23 protein-coding genes are annotated in these 17,748 nt (G+C 29.3%); 17 read left to right on the top strand and 6 right to left on the bottom strand.

Annotation, left to right across the window (positions count from 1 at the left end):
• Positions 1-21: 21 nt before the first annotated feature.
• The 4 genes from INR78_RS03915 to INR78_RS03900 all read left to right on the top strand — a co-directional run bounded on the left by INR78_RS03915 (position 22) and on the right by INR78_RS03900 (position 3,234).
• Entirely contained in the window at positions 22-198 is a 177-nt protein-coding gene (locus INR78_RS03915) for a hypothetical protein (protein ID WP_223077554.1), read from the top strand.
• A gap of 27 nt (positions 199-225) precedes the next feature.
• Entirely contained in the window at positions 226-402 is a 177-nt protein-coding gene (locus INR78_RS03910) for a hypothetical protein (protein ID WP_223077553.1), read from the top strand.
• 108 nt (positions 403-510) lie between these two features.
• Positions 511-2,541, top strand: coding sequence for an ATP-binding protein (locus INR78_RS03905; RefSeq protein ID WP_255593116.1), 2,031 nt, complete (start codon positions 511-513; stop codon positions 2,539-2,541).
• A gap of 15 nt (positions 2,542-2,556) precedes the next feature.
• Positions 2,557-3,234, top strand: a complete 678-nt coding sequence (locus INR78_RS03900) for a response regulator (RefSeq protein ID WP_106679818.1) — start codon at positions 2,557-2,559, stop codon at positions 3,232-3,234.
• Positions 3,235-3,503: 269 nt separating this feature from the next.
• Here the strand turns inward: INR78_RS03900 and INR78_RS03895 are convergent, their stop codons facing one another.
• On the bottom strand, positions 3,504-4,001 hold the full coding sequence (locus tag INR78_RS03895) for a DUF456 domain-containing protein (protein WP_106679820.1): 498 nt from the start codon (positions 3,999-4,001) through the stop codon (positions 3,504-3,506).
• A 119-nt stretch (positions 4,002-4,120) separates the two neighbouring features.
• On the opposite strand from INR78_RS03895, the gene INR78_RS03890 reads away from it, so the two are divergent.
• The 3 genes from INR78_RS03890 to INR78_RS03880 all read left to right on the top strand — a co-directional run bounded on the left by INR78_RS03890 (position 4,121) and on the right by INR78_RS03880 (position 6,830).
• Positions 4,121-4,480 (top strand): BlaI/MecI/CopY family transcriptional regulator, encoded by a 360-nt coding sequence (locus tag INR78_RS03890; RefSeq protein ID WP_027880912.1) that lies wholly within the window; start codon positions 4,121-4,123, stop codon positions 4,478-4,480.
• 2 nt (positions 4,481-4,482) lie between these two features.
• Positions 4,483-6,234: a M56 family metallopeptidase gene (locus INR78_RS03885; RefSeq protein WP_223077552.1), complete on the top strand. Its 1,752-nt coding sequence runs from the start codon at positions 4,483-4,485 to the stop codon at positions 6,232-6,234.
• Between the two features lie 119 nt (positions 6,235-6,353).
• On the top strand, positions 6,354-6,830 hold the full coding sequence (locus tag INR78_RS03880; protein ID WP_223077551.1) for a hypothetical protein: 477 nt from the start codon (positions 6,354-6,356) through the stop codon (positions 6,828-6,830).
• Positions 6,831-6,881: 51 nt separating this feature from the next.
• Here INR78_RS03880 and INR78_RS03875 read toward each other — a convergent pair whose 3' ends face one another.
• Genes INR78_RS03875 through INR78_RS03860 form a run of 4 tightly spaced genes read right to left on the bottom strand, consistent with a single transcriptional unit; the run spans position 6,882 to position 10,636 of the window.
• A complete protein-coding gene (locus INR78_RS03875) occupies positions 6,882-7,622 on the bottom strand; it encodes a Bax inhibitor-1/YccA family protein (RefSeq protein ID WP_223077550.1) in 741 nt (246 codons plus the stop codon).
• Positions 7,623-8,495 (bottom strand): hypothetical protein, encoded by an 873-nt coding sequence (locus INR78_RS03870; RefSeq protein WP_223077549.1) that lies wholly within the window; start codon positions 8,493-8,495, stop codon positions 7,623-7,625.
• A gap of 51 nt (positions 8,496-8,546) precedes the next feature.
• Positions 8,547-9,671 (bottom strand): glycosyltransferase, encoded by a 1,125-nt coding sequence (locus tag INR78_RS03865; protein ID WP_223077548.1) that lies wholly within the window; start codon positions 9,669-9,671, stop codon positions 8,547-8,549.
• Complete coding sequence (locus INR78_RS03860; RefSeq protein WP_223077547.1) at positions 9,671-10,636, bottom strand: lysylphosphatidylglycerol synthase domain-containing protein; 966 nt, start codon at positions 10,634-10,636, stop codon at positions 9,671-9,673. The genes INR78_RS03865 and INR78_RS03860 overlap by 1 nt, the downstream gene beginning before the upstream one ends.
• Positions 10,637-10,682: 46 nt before the next feature.
• Between INR78_RS03860 and INR78_RS03855 the strand changes: the two genes are divergently transcribed.
• The 10 genes from INR78_RS03855 (at position 10,683) to INR78_RS03810 (ending at position 16,559) form a co-directional block, all read left to right on the top strand.
• A complete protein-coding gene (locus tag INR78_RS03855; protein WP_223077546.1) occupies positions 10,683-11,312 on the top strand; it encodes a cell envelope biogenesis protein OmpA in 630 nt (209 codons plus the stop codon).
• On the top strand, positions 11,312-11,866 hold the full coding sequence (gene ruvC / locus INR78_RS03850; protein WP_223077545.1) for a crossover junction endodeoxyribonuclease RuvC: 555 nt from the start codon (positions 11,312-11,314) through the stop codon (positions 11,864-11,866). Before INR78_RS03855 ends, ruvC begins: the two co-directional genes overlap by 1 nt.
• A 74-nt stretch (positions 11,867-11,940) precedes the next feature.
• Positions 11,941-12,447, top strand: coding sequence for a hypothetical protein (locus INR78_RS03845; protein ID WP_223077544.1), 507 nt, complete (start codon positions 11,941-11,943; stop codon positions 12,445-12,447).
• A 5-nt stretch (positions 12,448-12,452) separates the two neighbouring features.
• Complete coding sequence (hemW, locus tag INR78_RS03840) at positions 12,453-13,580, top strand: radical SAM family heme chaperone HemW (protein ID WP_223077543.1); 1,128 nt, start codon at positions 12,453-12,455, stop codon at positions 13,578-13,580.
• Between the two features lie 4 nt (positions 13,581-13,584).
• Positions 13,585-14,331 carry a cyclase family protein gene (locus INR78_RS03835; protein ID WP_223077542.1) on the top strand — a complete coding sequence of 249 codons (747 nt, stop codon included), beginning with the start codon at positions 13,585-13,587 and terminating at the stop codon, positions 14,329-14,331.
• Position 14,332: 1 nt separating this feature from the next.
• Entirely contained in the window at positions 14,333-14,677 is a 345-nt protein-coding gene (locus tag INR78_RS03830) for a DUF4260 domain-containing protein (protein ID WP_223077541.1), read from the top strand.
• Complete coding sequence (locus INR78_RS03825) at positions 14,677-15,288, top strand: DUF4230 domain-containing protein (protein ID WP_223077540.1); 612 nt, start codon at positions 14,677-14,679, stop codon at positions 15,286-15,288. Before INR78_RS03830 ends, INR78_RS03825 begins: the two co-directional genes overlap by 1 nt.
• A 109-nt stretch (positions 15,289-15,397) precedes the next feature.
• Positions 15,398-15,535: a hypothetical protein gene (locus tag INR78_RS03820; RefSeq protein WP_223077539.1), complete on the top strand. Its 138-nt coding sequence runs from the start codon at positions 15,398-15,400 to the stop codon at positions 15,533-15,535.
• Positions 15,536-15,550: 15 nt separating this feature from the next.
• Positions 15,551-15,916: an MmcQ/YjbR family DNA-binding protein gene (locus tag INR78_RS03815; protein WP_223077538.1), complete on the top strand. Its 366-nt coding sequence runs from the start codon at positions 15,551-15,553 to the stop codon at positions 15,914-15,916.
• 64 nt (positions 15,917-15,980) lie between these two features.
• On the top strand, positions 15,981-16,559 hold the full coding sequence (locus tag INR78_RS03810) for an alkylphosphonate utilization protein (protein ID WP_027880946.1): 579 nt from the start codon (positions 15,981-15,983) through the stop codon (positions 16,557-16,559).
• Between the two features lie 54 nt (positions 16,560-16,613).
• Here the strand turns inward: INR78_RS03810 and INR78_RS03805 are convergent, their stop codons facing one another.
• Positions 16,614-17,714, bottom strand: a complete 1,101-nt coding sequence (locus INR78_RS03805) for a DUF4407 domain-containing protein (RefSeq protein WP_223077537.1) — start codon at positions 17,712-17,714, stop codon at positions 16,614-16,616.
• Positions 17,715-17,748: the final 34 nt, after the last annotated feature.

The raw sequence follows: 17,748 nt of genomic DNA, 5'->3' as shown, positions 1-17,748 counted from the left end.
AATTCGCAAAAAATATATACAATGAAATCCCTTAAAATCACACTAATAGCAATCGCATCAATCGCCATATTAACCGGAGTATCATCAATAGATACAGAAACAGTAACTAAAGAAGATAACAAAGAAGTAAAAGAGGTACAAGTAGATTTAATTTCTATGACAGATAAAAAAGTATCAAAAGTACCAACGCAAGGTTAATTAATAATTCACAAAAAAATATATACAATGAAATCTCTAAAAATCACACTAATAGCAATCGCATCAATCACCATATTAACCGGAGTATCATCAATAGATACAGAAACAGTAACTAAAGAAGATAACAAAGAAGTAAAAGAGGTACAAGTAGATTTAATCTCTATGACAGATAAAAAAGTATCAAAAGTACCAACGCAAGGCTAAGACATATATACTTAATTATATAAAAATCCTCTTCTAATATAACAGGTAGAAGAGGATTAGTTTTTTATTTAAAATATTTTAAATTTGATTTATTAAGAACTCTACTTAGTGAAATATATATTATATATAACCTTATTAATCACTTTTTTCTCTTTTACTTCTTCACCAAAAGCTAAAGAAGAAGACCCTATTTTAAAAATATTAAAACTAAGAAAACAAGCCAATAATTCAGATTTAAACATATCTAAAAGGTTTGAATATGCTAGAGAAGCTATTTCGCTATCAAAAAAATATGATAAAGACTCTACAGTATTAGCAAGTAACAGAGTGTTATCTTGGTTATTTATAGTGTCTGGTCAGTATGATTCTTTATATAGGGTAAATAAAGAAAATCTTAAAATTTCTACTAGAATAAAAGACTCTCTTAAAATGGCTTATGCAAATAATAACCTAGGATTTTACTTTGCAGAGAGTAATAAAAATGACAGCGCTTATTACTATTATTACAATGCCAGAAAACTTTACGAGCTTTTAAAAGATATACAAAACGAATCTAATATTATCCTTAATATGGCTAATATACAAGAGTCTGAAAGAGATTATATAGGAGCAGAAATAAATGCCATTAAAGGAATAGAAATAGCAAAAACATTACCAATATCTGACGGAAACAACCTTAACCTATGGGCTTTTAATAATTTAATAGGTATAGTCTCAAGTAAAGTAAAAAGGTTTGATAAGTCTATTGAATATCATAACAAAGCTGTAGAGTATGCAGAAAAATTAAAAGCTGAAAGGTATAAATATTATAAAGACTTTTCTGAAATGAACATAGCCATAGCATATCGCAGAAAAGGAGATTATGATAAAACAATACAAGTATTAAATAATATAAAAAACTTAGAAACATTAAAGGAAGAAGATCCTCAAACCTATGTTTCTATAATTTCAAATTTAGCCTACGCCAAGTTTTTAAAAGGTAATTTTGTTTCAGAAGAAATAGAAAACACATTTAAAACAGCATACAAATTCTCTATTGATCAAGATATAAAAGTAGAACAATCTATTATCGCCTCTTTTATTTCAGAATTATACTTACATCAAAAGCAAATAGATTCTGCTCAAAAATATGCAAATATAGCATACAATAAAGCAAATGAAGTAGGAGAAAACCAAACTGTTTTAGATGCGTTAATACTAAAAGCCAAAACCGAAACAGGAGAGCAATCTAAAGCATACTTATATGAACATATAAGGTTAAACGATAGTTTAATCTCCAAAGAAAGAACAAACAGAAATAAATTTGCTAGAATTGAGTTTGAAACAGACGAAATTCTTCAAGAGAAAGAACAAATCTCTAAGCAAAGACAATGGTTAATATTTATATCTGTAGGGTTATTAGGTGTATTATTCTTCTTGTATATAATTAAATCTCAAAGAGAAAAAAATAAAGAGTTACAACTACAAAAACAGCAACAAGAAGCAAATGAAGAGATCTATAAGCTAATGCTCTCTCAACAAGAAAAAATAGACGAAGCGCGTAGCGTAGAGAAAAACCGAATTTCTCAAGAAATGCATGATGGTATCTTAGGAAGACTTTTTGGAGCAAGATTAAGTCTAGATAGCTTAAATCTAGTTAATACAGAAGATGCAATTTCAAAACGAAGTAAATACATTTCTGAATTAAAAAATATAGAAGATGATATAAGAAAGGTTTCTCATGAGTTAAATTCAGATTTTGTTAATCAATCTGGGTATTTTAATATGGTTAAAAACCTAGTAGAAACTCAAATGACAGCCTACAATATCGATTATACGTTTAAAGCAGATTCTAATATTAATTGGGATATGCTTGATAACAAAATAAAAATTCACTTGTATAGAATCTTGCAAGAAACTATGCAAAATATCTATAAACATGCAGAATCAACATTAGTTGATATCGAGTTTTACTTAGATAAAAATAAATTAAATTTGAAAATAACAGATAATGGTGTTGGATTTGACCAAACCAAAACTAAAAACGGTATCGGTCTTAAAAATATAAAAGATAGATTAAAAGAAATTAACGGATTTTTCAATGTCACATCTCAAATAAATAAAGGAACATCTGTTACAATTACTGTCCCAAACATTTAAACTAACTAAAAAAACATGAAAACTCAAGAGTTAAAAATATTAATGGTTGATGATCATCCAATGATTATAGAAGGCTATATGCATACATTAATGGCTACAAAAAAAGAAAACCAATCTTTGACAATAGATATAGCTTCAGATTGTGATTCGGCATTAAAAGCCATGAAAAAAGCAAAAAGCATAGGCGTACCTTACAATATTTATTTTTTTGATATTAGTATACCAGAGTCTAGTGATGGCTTATATAAATCTGGAGAAGATTTAGCAAAACGAGTAAGAATGGTAGAAGAAGATGCCAAAATAGTAATTCTGACTATGTTTGATGAAGTTTATAGAATACATGATATTATAAAAACTATAAACCCAGAAGGATTTTTAATAAAAAGCGATTTAACCTCTAGTGAGCTAGCTAGTGCTTTTCAAGCCATTCAAAATAATCCTCCATTTTATAGCGGTACTATCAATAAAATACTAAGAAAAAGCTTACAAAATCCAATAACTTTAGATTTGATAAATCATAAAATGCTTCATCTTTTATCATTAGGTGTAAAGACAAAAGATTTAGTTAAACATTTAGACTTAACATTAAGTGCAATTGAAAAAAGAAAGAAAAACATAAAAGAACTTTTCTTTGTTGAGGATGGTAAAGATGAAACCTTAATTAAAATTGCGAAAGAAAAAGGCTACATATAAAAACTTTTAAAGAAAATTACAATTTTGTTTAACGTTAAAAAAAGCTTTAAAAGTCTACATATACTTAAGGTTTACGGTTTTTACCACAATCAACTTGCGGTAAAAACCGTAAAGACATAATATACAATTACTTATATTTGTAATGACTATTAATTTAAGTATTTTCCCTTATAAACTTAGTTTGGTTAATAGCATTTACATTTACACACAAGAAAAAGCAACATCGCTCGATGTTGCTTTTTCATTTTATATATATATGATTAAAAAAATTAAAAAATTAAATGCTTAAATTCCCAAAACGTACTAATAAAAAAGCCCATGTAGACTACTGCTACAATAAACTTTAAAAAAGTACCAGTTACAAAACCTAAAAAGGAGCCAAAAGCAGCTTTTAAAGCAGTTTTAGAATCTGCTTTATTAGATAACTCACCTAAGTAAGCGCCAACAAAAGGTCCAATAATAATACCAAATGGTATTGGTGCAATTAATCCTATAATTAAACCTAGCGTTGTCCCAATCATTCCGGATCTACTACCGCCAAATCTTTTAGTACCAATTGCAGGTATGATGTAGTCTAAAGCAAAAATTGATAATGCAACGATTAAGGTTATAATCAAAAAAGAAGTGTCGTTGGGCACAGCGTCTGTAATAAATAAAAATAACAAACCAATCCAACTTAAAGGTGGACCAGGTAAAATTGGTAAGATGCTTCCAACTAAGCCTAACAAGATAAATGCAAAGCCAATAATGGTTAAAAAAATATCCATAAGTTTTTGTTTATATGACGATTATATTTCTGTTATGTTACATTTTTAAACTAAAAAATTAGTTTAAACTAATTTTTTAGTTATATTTGTTATGTTCAACTAAAACTTTAGTTATAAAAATGAAGCCACTTACAAAAGCAGAAGAAGATATTATGCAAGTCCTTTGGCAATTAGAAAAAGCTAATGTAAAAGATATAATTAATATACTTCCAGAACCTAAACCAGCTTACAACACGGTTTCTACAATTGTTAGGATTTTAGAATCCAAAGGATTTGTAGATTATGAAAAAAAAGGAAAGGGACATGTGTATTTTCCTATACTTAAAAAACAAGACTATAGCAATCAAAGCTTAAACACCTTGGTCGAAAATTATTTTCAAGGATCTTTTAAAAGTATGGTGTCTTTTTTTGTGAAGAAAAATGATATAAATATTGAAGAGCTAGAAAGTGTTTTAAAAGAAATCAATAAAAACGAATAGTTATGGTTACCTATATCATTCAAATAATAGCTTTTCAACTTATTTTTTTATTGGTTTATGAAGCGCTTCTAAAAAAAGAAACGTTTTTTAATTACAACCGTTGGTATTTATTATCAACTTCTGTATTGTCATTACTCTTGCCTTTAATTAAAATTGAAAGTTTTACTAAAACCATACCAAGTAAATATGTAGTTGTGTTACCAGAAGTTGTTTTGGGTAACGTGCACAAAACACCACAAATTACTACAGAAGCTTCAACTATTGCTAATCAAACTTCATTTTTAACGCTTAACAATATTATCATTTTAGGTAGTAGTATTGCATTTTTAATTTTTGTCTTTAAACTATCTAAACTTTTAAAATTATGGGCAAAATCTAAAAAAGTAAAGTCTAATGGATATCAAATCTTATCACTGCCAAATACAACTGCTGCTTTTTCCTTTTTTAGCTATGTGTTTATTGGTAATCAACTAACAGAACAACAAAAAGAAAGTATTTTGGCACATGAGCTTATTCATGTTAAACAAAAACACAGCATAGATTTATTATGGTTGGAAGTGTTAAAAATTGCACTTTGGTTTAATCCTTTAGTATATATCTACAAAGGATATTTAATACAAGTGCACGAATATATTGCCGACCAAAATGCCATAAAAACCGTCAATAAAAAAGACTATTATCAGCGTTTATTACAGCAAATTTTTGATGTAAAATCGTTGCCTTTCGTCAATCCATTTTTTAAACAATCATTAATCAAAAAACGAATTATTATGTTACAAAAATCAAAATCAAAACCAGTCTATTTAATTAAGTACTTGCTACTAATACCAATGATTACGGCAATGTTAGTGTATTCTTCATGTTCTCAAGACGAAACTAATAAAGCAAATACAGAACAAGCCACATTAACGGAAGAAGAGTTAGTGCAGAAGTATTTAGAAGAATATAGGAGTAAGTATAAAGATAATATTGAAAAATTGTTTTCAGAGAACAAGACAGATTATAATAATTACTTAAACACTTTAGATCAATATACAAGGCTTAAAGCTAAGTTTTTGTTTATGGCAGAAGTTCATAAGGAAAAAACTGGTGAAGATTCAAATATCCTAAAAGTTTTAAAAAATGAAACCTATCAAGATTATCTTAACAATAAAAAAACTCAAGAAGCAAAGGATAATTGGATTGACAATCCAAAAAGAGGCACTTTAAGATTATTAGTAGACGATTTAGATAATTTAACTACTGAAGAAGAAGCATTGAAACAATCAAAATTAGCGCAAATAAATAAAGAAGAATGGTATCATGCTTTGGTAATATCTGATGGTTACAGACATATTAAAATTGAAGTTAGAGAACCAAAAGGCGATTACATTCATGATACAAATAACGAAATAGATGTTCCTTTTAGTGTTATAGAACAAGTCCCATTAATTGAAGGTTGTGAAACAGTAGTTAACCTTAAAGAACAAAAAGAATGTTTTTCAAACAAAATTAACGAACATGTTATGAAAAACTTCAATACAGAACTAGCAAATAATTTAGGTTTAGAAAAAGGTGTAAAGCGCATTTTTGTAAGCTTTAAAATAGATGTTAATGGAGATATAGTAAATGTAAAAGCTAGAGCACCACATAAAGAGTTAGAAGAAGAAGCTATTAGAGTGATTAATTTATTACCAAAAATGATACCTGGTACAGATAAAGGTAAACAAGTTAATGTACCTTACAGCTTACCAATAACCTTTAAAGTAGATTAGTAAATTTTCTTTTAAAAAGTTACAACCGAAGTCTTTTGCTTCGGTTTTTTTATGGTCAACATCTAATAAATATACAATTATCAAGTAAAAATCGTATTTTTCGGCGATACTTGTTTAATATGAAGCAAATAGCAATTTTTTTTATATTCCTTTTGTTAGTGTCTTGTCAGTATTTTGAAGCTAAAAAGACATCAAAAGATGCTATTCTAAAAAAGGAATTAAAAACATTTAATTGGAACGAAGTAGACACGTATCCAAGCTTTCCTGTTTGCGATTCTTTAGACACATTGACTAATAAAAAACAGTGTTTTGAAACTACGTTAGCCAACCACATAAGTACACAATTAGCTAAAGAAACCTTTGTGGTGACTCAGGATATTAATGACACTATAATTTTAGAATTTTTAATTTCAGAAAAAGGACAATTACAAATTGAAAAGTTTACAGTAGATTCTTTAACTATAGCAGAATTACCTAATATTCAGCAAATAATAGAAAGTAGCTTAGATAGTTTGCCTCCAATTTATGCAGCTTTAAAACGCGGTCAGCAAGTAAAAACACAATTTAAATTACCAATCATTCTTCAGGTTAATTAAAATATTATTAACTTTTTTGTCATTCAGAGCTCAGCTAAGAATCTAAAAAAATTACTTCGGAAACTTAACAGCAAACTTTTTCATCAACCTTAAAATTTCAACATATAACCAAATAAGAGTTGCTAATAATCCCCAAGTAGCAAGCCATTCTTTGTGTTTTGGTGCACGATGTTTTTGTCTTTCAATAAAATCAAAATCTAAGAGTAATGATAAAGCGGCGAAAACAATAGCAAAAATATTAAAGCCAATAGCAAACCAACTTGTTCCCCAAATAAAACTTTTTATACCAAAAAAGCTTAAAATCCATGAGATGATATAAACTACAAAAATACTAGCACAAGTAGTAATAATAATACTTCGTAGCTTTTTGGTAACAATAATAATGCGTGTTTGATAAAGTAAAAGCATAACAAAAAATGTAACTATCGTTACACCAACTGCTTGATACGGTAAATCCGGAAATTTTGCTTGAGCATAAGCAGTAATTCCTCCAAGAAAAAAACCTTTTGCAACCGAGTATAATGGAACCAAAAAATGTGCCCATTGTTGTCTAACCGAGATGATAATACTAATCACTATTGCAGCAATACCACCTCCAGAAGCAAACCATTTTATACTTGTGCCTTGCGTTTGTAGTTTCCAAATACCAACAACAATTGCAGTTATAATTAATAGGCAATACAAGGTTTTTAATAAAATGCCACCAACGGTCATTTTTTTTGGTTTTTGGTCGTAATTATCCCAAAAGTAACCGTCAAAAACAGGATTAGAAGTTTTGTCTATTAAACTCATTTATAAGTTAAATTTATAGCCTAAAGCTACATCTGTAGGAAAGTTATCTTCATTATCTATAAATGCAGCAAATAAAGAGTCAAATATTAAAGTGATATAACCATTACCAACTTTAAAATCGGCACCAAGTCCAAAAATTAAAGGTGCGTCAAATTCGGTATTAGAGACTTCGTTTTCTATTAAATTTCCTGGGTTTTCAGGGTTTTCAACTATATAAGTTGCGTTTACATTAGTTAATGTTGCAAATTTAGTTTGCGCGTAAACATTAAAATTATCTTGATTTATAAACCTAAATCTATAGCCTAAAGCTAATTGTGTAGCGCTATATTGTAGATTGTCATTTTCTGCAATGTATCTTAGGTTAACAAATCCAGCATGTTTAGGTTGTGCTTTGTCTTGGACAATTTCTAGCTCAGTCCCAAAAAACAGACTGTTTTCATTATCAGGGTTATTTACAAAAGGGTTGTTAGTTAAACCTCCAAAAACACTTAATCTAGTTTTAAGTTTTGGTTTACTATCATTAGCTGTATAAGTATCGTCTACAGAAGCGTTATATTTATTTACAAATTGCTTCAAACCAAATAATGTAAATTTAGTTTTAGACGCATCCATGTCAGTTAAATTTGTAAGTGTAGTTTGATATTCGTTTTGGTACTTATTGTTGTTGCCTTTAGTGTTTTTAAGTTCGGTTACAGCGTTGTCTTCGGTTTTAATAAAATATCTAAATTGCCCATCAACAGAAGTCCAAAGTAGATCTAAAGTGCCTTCTACTTCAGTGTCTAATTTTAAAGATTCGCCATTAACAGAGTAGGTTTGTTGTGCAAAACTTAATGTTGAAACACATAAGCTTAAAATGAAAAGTAAACGTTTCATAGAGATTGTAATTTGGTTCTATGCTAAAGTAGAAATTTTTAAACTAATAAACTATTTCTTAAAGCGTCTGTCTTTCCATTTGTAACTTGAAAACGAGCCAACAACAGCAACGTAAACACTAAAAAAAGGATATAATAAACTTGACGGTAAATAGTATTTTAATGCTTGTTCTTTGCTGAAAAACACACTTGCTTTATAAATTAAAAGGAAATCTATAAGCAGCTTTAAAAGAAACAAATAGGTAAACGTTTTAAACTGAAATAACCCTAAAACCATTAACACAAAACTAATGACAATTACAGAATTTGCTAGTAAAACCATTAGCCCAACCAACTTAGCAAAATTATTATTGTAGTTAGATGTTTTATTAGCCCAACGTATGCGTTGCGATAGTAAACTTTTAAAATCTGGTTGCGGTATTGTCTGCACAATAGCATGTGTGCTTTTTAAATATCTAACAGAATTTACATCTGTTTTTAAAGCTTTTTCCATTAAAAAAATATCATCTCCGCTTGCAATGGTATCATTGCCTTCAAAACCATTCATGCTATTAAAAAATGATGCTTTGTAAGCTAAATTAGCACCATTACATAAAAATGGTTTACCAATACCAAAACCAGCAATAGTGCTTCCTGTTAAACTTAAAAAATCTAAAAGCTGAAAGTGCTTTAAAAACCCATTAACTTGATGATAAGTAACTGGTCCAACTACCATTTTAGCATCGTTTTGTTGGATAAAAGTATCAAAATTATCTAGCCAATATTTTGGTAAAACACAGTCGGCATCGGTTGTGATAATCCAATCGTATTTGCTAATTTTTATTGCTGAAGAAATAGCGTCTTTTTTAGGCGAATTGGATTGTCTTTCGTTTTCAATTAATGTAATGTCCAAAGCTGAAGTTGAAATAAACTTAGTAACAATATCTTTTGAAAGATCTTCAGAATCGTCATTAACTAAGATGATTTCAAAAAGCGAATTTTGGTAATTTAAAGTAGAAATAGATTTTAAAAGCGTTGGTAAATTTTCGGCTTCATTTCTAAAAGGAATAACTACTGTAAATGTTGTTTTTGCAGGAATATCTTCCAGTTTAAACTCTGATACTTTGTTAATTGCAAAAGCAAATTTTCCTATTAAAAGCAAGTATAAAAGCAATATGATTACAGCAACAATAAGCATTAATTTTGAGGTTTTAAAACATTAAAATTAAGCACATAATAGCTTCCGAAAACACTTGGTAGTGCAAAATTTAGTAACCACATTAATAAAATACAGCTTAAAATAGGTAATTGGTTAATGCCAGCTAGCCCAAAAACATACAGCGCAACACTACCTTTTATTACCACATCAAATATTGAAATTGTCGGAATAATTGAAGCCAATAAATACATAGACGTAATTAAAATCATGGCATCAACATAGTTTAATTGAATCCCAAAAAGTGTCAAAATAAAATAAAACTGAAAAGAAAATACAGCATATCGTAACACCGATAATAAAAAGCCAATACCTAAATATTTTAGACCTAAATTTTTAATGTAATTAATCACTTTTTCAAAAGAAAAACCTTTAATCTTAAATCGGTTTTGTTTCAAACCAAATACAGTAAACAAAGCAATTATACACAATAATATTAAAGCTCTTATAAATCGATAACCAATATTGACTTCATAATTGTGATATAAAAAAATAAGCCCAATTACACCTAAAATAACAGTAACACTCATTTGAAACATATTGCTAATTAGGTTTAAAAGCAGTACTTTTTTACGATGCGTTTTTGCAAAGTAAATCGCTTTTGCACCATATTCGCCAATACGATTTGGTGTAAAAATAGAAGCAGTTAGTGCGCCCAAACTTTGCTCAGTAGCTTCTAAAAAACTTATTGTTTTAATTTTTGAGATTAAAAATCGCCATTTCAAAATTTCCAAAAACCAATTAAAACTACTCAAAAACACTAAAAAAATGATGTTTTTTGTAGAAAACAGCTTGTTTTTGTCTAGAAAATTTAAAAAATCTTCAAGTTTTAAATCAGGATTATTAAGTAATTTTTGATAAATAAAGTAAAAAGCGCCAACAACTATACTTAATTTGATAAGTACAAAAAAGAATTGCTTAGTTTTGTAAGGTAAGCTACTATTCATCTTATTTTTTCTGAAAGTGCTTGCAAAATAAACTAAAAAACACACAATGTTATCAAGATTTAAAATCATTTGTTTGTTTGCTTTTTTGATGTTTGGATTAACCACAGTAAAAGCACAAATAGAAACTAGTAAATGGAAAGCTTTAATTGCTGTAGGTGTAAATAGCCCAAGTCAAGATGGATTTGTAACGCTTTTTGATGCTGATGGATTAAATTTTCCGACTATAAATTTAGGAATTCAGCATATGTTTACTAATCAATTAGGAGCTAAAGTAGATTTTGGGTATAATAGATTTGTAAATGCCGATAATACACCAGATTTTAAAGTAAACTACACACGTGTAAATGCACAGTTTGTTTATGATGCTACACCAGATTTTACGTTTTTACCATTTGGTACAGGTGTAGTTTTTCATGTTGGTCCTGGTTATTCTATGATAAAACCTTTAGATGCTTATGGCGATAATAAAACGTCTTATTTAAATGCTATGGGCGGAATGGAATTTCATTATGGAATAAGTAGAACTGTTTCAGCATATATCGATGCGTCTTACATTATGGGATTTGCAAGCGATTTTGATCCTATTACAGAAGGTTATGGATCTTTTAACGGTAATTTATTAACCGTAACTGTTGGTGTTGCAGTTTCTTTAAGCGGTTGCGCAACTTGTAATTAATGGCAAAAGAACAAATTATATTAGGTATTGATCCCGGAACAACCATTATGGGTTTTGGCTTGATTAAAGTTGAAAATAAAAAGATGAGCTTTTTACAACTTAACGAGCTAGATCTAAAAAAATACGACGACCATTACTTAAAATTGAAATTGATTTTTGAAAGAACTATAGAATTAATCGATACACATCATCCTGACGAAATCGCTATCGAAGCGCCTTTTTTTGGTAAAAACGTACAAAGTATGCTTAAGTTAGGTCGTGCGCAAGGTGTTGCTATGGCGGCAGGATTAAGTAGAGAAGTACCAGTTACCGAATATTCGCCAAAAAAAATCAAAATGGCAATTACAGGTAATGGTAACGCTAGTAAAGAGCAAGTAGCAAAAATGTTGCAAAGTTTGTTAAAGCTAAAAACTTTGCCTAAAAATTTAGACTCTACCGATGGTTTAGCAGCAGCAGTCTGTCATTTTTATAATCAAGGTCGCGTAGAAATTGGTAAAAGCTATTCTGGTTGGGCAAGTTTTGTAAAACAGAATGAAGGTAGAGTAAAGAAGTAGTTTTGTTATTCCTGCGTAGGCAGGAGTCACTTTTAATTTTTTTTGATATGAAATATTTGCAACTATTTTTTTTAATGATTTTACTGTCTAGTTGTAATGATGAAATAAAAAAAACAACATCAGAATTTGAAACTATTTCAATTAAATCTGGACCAAAAAATCAACATATAGATCCAGCGAGATTTAGAACTTTAGTTGAAGGGAATATAAAGAGATACGAGTACAAAATTTTTGAAAATGATAGTACTTTTTACCAATTCATTGAAAAAGAAATTAATAATGATAGTGTTTTGATAGTAAGAGGAAATAATTGCAAATTAATAAGCTCTCATCATTATCAATTTAATTCAGAAGAAATAAAAATACAAGCTTATTTATATAACATTCCTAACCTTTCTGATGATGAGTCTATATTTTATTTTAACAATAAATATGGTGTAATTGCTGAGTATTCTCTTGCTTGGCCTGACACCAAAGTACTTTATAATCAGGAAGAATTGAAGCCTCTTCAAGATTCAATTCATAAAGATTTTAATAGATTTCTTTTAATTGATAAAATGGTAAAAATGTCTAAGTATTAACTGATATGTCCGGCATCTACATTCACATACCATTTTGCAAACAAGCGTGTTATTATTGCGACTTTCACTTTTCTACGTCATTAAAAAAGAAAGATCAATTAATTTCTGCTTTAGCAAAAGAGCTTCAACTTCGTAAAGATGAATTTAAAAACTCAACCGTAGAAACCATCTATTTTGGTGGAGGAACGCCAAGTCTATTATCCATTGAAGAATTACAATTTTTAATAGATACGGTACATAAAAATTACTCAGTAGCAACGTCACCAGAAATCACATTAGAAGCCAATCCAGACGATTTATTTGAAGAGAAAATTATAGAATTATCCAAATCGCCAATCAATAGACTAAGTATTGGTATTCAATCTTTTTATGAGAAAGATTTAAAGTTAATGAATCGCGCTCACAATTCCGAAGAAGCAAAAAAATGTTTAGAAATTGCGACGCAATACTTTGATAATATTAGCTTAGATTTAATCTACGGGATACCAAATAGCACGTCAAAAGAATGGTTAGACAACATTAAAATTGCGCTAAGCTTTGGTGTGCCACATATTTCTAGTTACGCACTAACTGTCGAGCCTAAAACAGCATTAGCAAATTTTATTGACAAAGGTATTATTGACGATGTTGATGATGAGGTCGCTCATCAACAATTTCATCAACTAATAGAACAATTAGAAGATGCAGGTTTTGAACATTATGAGTTATCTAATTTTGCAAAACCAGGTTATTACAGTAAAAACAATAGTGCTTATTGGTTAGGTAAACCATATATTGGTATTGGTCCATCTGCACATAGTTTTAACGGAGATCAACGTGCTTGGAATGTTAAAAATAATTCCGTTTACATCAAAAAAATAGAAGCCAACCAATTGCCTTTAGAGATAGAAACCTTATCACAAAATGATAAGTATAATGAGTTTGTCATGACAGGTTTACGTACAATTTGGGGCGTGTCATTATCTAAAATAGAAGACAAGTTTGGGCTTCATTATAAAAATTTCTTAATAAAAGAGGCTCAGTTTTATATCAATGAACAATTATTGTATATTGAAAAAGACAGCTTAAAAGCTACAAAAAAAGGGAAATTTTTAACCGACGGAATAGCAAGTGAGCTATTTATGTTAAATTAATTAGATGAAAACAGTAATTACAATAAACACTATAAAATACACAATAGACTTATCTAAACCTTTAGATATTTCTATGCCAATTAGAGGTTCTAAAGATAACGCTAATGCATGGTATATTGATGAGCCTAAAATAGAACCAGCGCAAATAGACGAGTGGACTGCAAGCGTAAAAGAAGGTGCGTCTATTAACTTTAATAATATTCAATTTAATCCGCATGCACACGGTACACATACCGAGTGTGTTGGACATATTACCGAAAAATTTTATAGCATTAATAAATGCTTAAAAACTTTTTTCTTTAGAGCAGAGGTAATCACTGTAGCACCAGAAAAAACTGACGAAGATTACGTGATATCTAAATCGCAATTAAAATTTTTACTAAAACAACGTAAGCCAGAAGCATTAGTTATTCGTACAATGCCAAACACAAAAGATAAGCTTTCTAGACAATACTCTAATACTAATTGGCCATACTTAACTGAAGATGCAGCAGAATTTATAAAAAAAATAGGTGTACAGCACCTTTTGGTAGACTTACCAAGTGTAGATAAAGAAAAAGATGAAGGTAAATTATTAGCGCATAAAGCGTTTTGGGATGTTAATGGTAAGATTAGAAAAAATGCCACTATAACTGAGTTTATTTACGTGAAAAATAAAATAGAAGACGGTAAATATATTTTAAATTTACAAATCGCACCTTTTGAAAACGATGCTACACCAAGTAAGCCTATTCTTTATAAAATAGAATAAAATGAAATCTGTTTTAAAACTAGAAGAATTATTACAATTCGCATTAGGTATTTACTTGTTTTCTACCTTAAGTTATGCTTGGTGGTGGTTTTTGGTATTAATTTTGCTACCCGATATTGGTATGTTAGACTATTTAGTAAATACAAAAACAGGAGCATTAACTTATAATGCGTTTCATCATAAAGGATTAGCAATTCTAATGTTATTAATTGGAATTTATTTTGAAATCGAAGTCATGCAATTAATAGGAATCATTTTGTTTTCTCACGCTGCTTTAGACCGAGTTTCTAGTTACGGACTTAAATATGCCGATAATTTTAAAAACACACATTTAGGACATTTATAATGGAAATTTTTATCTCTCTTATTATTGGTGGTTTAGTAGTTTTAGGCATAACTACCTATGTAAAACATTTTAATAACAAGAAAAAAGTAACATCACAATCGGTTATACTTTTAGATAAGATTAAAAAAGTATGCAAATTTATTACTGTAGAAGGCGACTTTGCCGAAATCTACCATTATGAAGATGTAAAAGAACGCTTTTTAAAACTAGTCTCAAGTCGTAAAAAAGCATTAGTTGTAATAAACGCGAAAGCACATGTTGGATTCGATTTTAATAAAATAAGTCTAGAATCAGATCAAAAAACAAAAACAGTGATTATTAAAAGCTTTCCGCAACCAGAAATATTGTCTATAGAAACTAACTTAAATTATTACGATAAAAAAGATGGTTATTTTAATAAGTTTGAAGCAGCAGATCTTACAGCTTTAAATGAAGAAGCAAAACAACATATCTTAGAAAAAGTGCCAGAAAGTGGTTTATATAATGTAGCAAAACAAGAAGCTTTAGAGTCTTTACAATTAATAGAAAATATTGTTGAAACTATTGGTTGGACATTAGATTATCAAAATTTAGTCTTGGATACAGACGATATTAAAAAGATAAGAGAATAGCTACGAAAACGTTTGAAATGGGTGTGTTTCATCGAAAAAGTAGTCAGTTTTCTTTGTGTTAACATCAAATCTTATTACCTTTTAAGTATTAATAATCAAAACCAAAGCTATGAATAGATTATTACTCTACTTAAATGATACTTTAGAAAGTTTAGATATTCCTCCAATTATCAAAAATGATAGTCGAGAAATTAATAAAACAAATAAGAAAAACTCTAAAAAAGTTAAATTAAAAGAAATTAAATAAGCACTATATTTATGCATGAATATAGAGCAATTACACAAATATTGTCTTCAAAAACCAAAAGTAGAAGAAACCTTTCCTTTTAATCAAGATACCTTAGTTTTTAAAGTTTTAGGTAAGATGTTTGCCTTAATCCCTTTAGATAAGTGGGAAGCTGGTGAAGGCTCCATTTCACTTAAATGTGATCCAAAATATGCTATCGAGTTACGTGAAGATTATGATAGCATAAAAGGCGCATATCATATGAATAAAACACACTGGAATACGATTTATATCTATAAAGGTGAAGTTTTACCAGAACTCTTATTTAAACTCATAGATCATTCTTATGATCAAGTGGTTAAAGGTATGTCCAAAAAAATGCAACAAGCGTTGAAAGAATAATTGCACAACAACTCAAATAAATGTATCATTGCAAATATTCAAAAACACATAAAATCTTCACATCATGAGCGTACTTCAAATGTTAAAAGATAGAAGTCAATCAACTTGCGAGTTGTGTGGATCTTCTTCAAATTTACAACAATATACAATTCCACCTTCATTAAACGAAAGCGTAGATACTTGCGTTTTGGTTTGTGATACGTGTTATAACCAAATTGAAAAAAACACCGATATGGATCCAAACCATTGGCGTTGTTTAAACGATAGTATGTGGAGCGAGCATGTTGCTGTCCAAATTATGGCATGGCGTATGTTACAACGATTAAGAGGCGAAGGTTGGCCAAAAGACCTGTTAGATATGATGTATTTAGATGAAGATGCTTTGGCATTAGCAAGAGCAACAGGAGAAGATAAAGACGAAAGTGAAAAAATTATACATCGTGATGTTAATGGTGTTTTACTAGAAAACGGAGATAACGTCGTTTTAATAAAAGACCTAAAAGTAAAAGGTTCTAGCATGGTGGCAAAACAAGGAACAGCTGTAAGGAACATACGTGTAGACCATGAAAATGCAAATTACATTGAAGGTAAAGTGGGCGGACAACAAATAGTGATTATCACAGAATATGTGAAAAAGAATTAAAATTTTTAATATGGAAAAAAAGCCCGATTTTCTAATTGAAAATCGGGCTTTTTTTTACAATAATTTTTGCTGACTTTTATAAAACGCATCTGCTTGTAACTGCATAAGTTCTCTAGCTTTTTTGCGTTTAAATTGATATGATTCGTCTTCTTTAGATAAGTCTGTATATACTTTATCGTTAATTGTAAAGTCGGTTTGTAAAGCTAGTTTACGCTCTTCAACACGTTGTTGTACTACTATTTTTACAGCAGTTTCTTGATCTTCTAATCTAAAATCATATTCACTTTTAGGTGAAATTAATTTAGCAAATATCGGCGCAGTTTCAATAGCTAAAAATAATAGAAATATAAAAAACGAAGGTAACCAAGGTAATTTGTCTAAAGCATTAACACGTGCCATTAAACCATCAAAACCATCAATTATGGGTTGTGTATTATTAACTTGTGTTTGATAATTATTTTGAAGTTGCTGTAGTTGCATTTCAATAGCTGTAATTTTTGCTTTGTTATCTGTTTTTAGTTGTTGTAATTGGGCTAAAGCAGCATCGTGTTTGTCTCTTTTTTCTTTATAAACAGGACCTTTACCCAGTTTTTTTGTTCCAGCAGTACCTTCGGCTTCGCTAATATAAGTGTCGTAAAGCGCATTAACTTCAGCTTCTTTGGTATCAATTTCGGATTTTAAATCTTCGATGTTTTGCTTTAGTTCTGATTCTTTAGGAAAAAACTGAAGCGCAATTTGTTCTTGATTTTCAAGTGTCATTACATTTTTTTCTTCCAATAAAACCTGATTGATTTCTTTTTCAAAAATCTTCATTTCTAAAGGTTTTGAAATAACTACAGCAATTATAACAGCTAGAATTAGTCTTGGAAGCGCCTGCAAAAATTCATCTAAAAAAGAATCTCTTTTCTTAATTGTAGACACTATAAAACGATCTAAATTAAAAATGAGTAATCCCCAAATTAGTCCAAAAAAGATGGCTGTAAAAAGATTGTCAAAAACGGTGTAAAGCCCATAACCAGATGCAATAAACGCCATTAACGCCGTAAAAAAGACAGTGGCACCAATACCTGCGTATTTGTTTTTTTCGCTTGAAGACGCATTTTTTAAGATGTTAATATCTGCACCAGAGCAAATAATAAAGAATTGTTGTAACATAATGTGATTGTTTTTTTGATTGATGATACTTTGT

This window comes from Mesoflavibacter sp. SCSIO 43206, assembly GCF_019904215.1.
Taxonomy (GTDB): domain Bacteria; phylum Bacteroidota; class Bacteroidia; order Flavobacteriales; family Flavobacteriaceae; genus Mesoflavibacter; species Mesoflavibacter zeaxanthinifaciens.
This window is presented reverse-complemented; position numbering and strand designations above follow the sequence as displayed.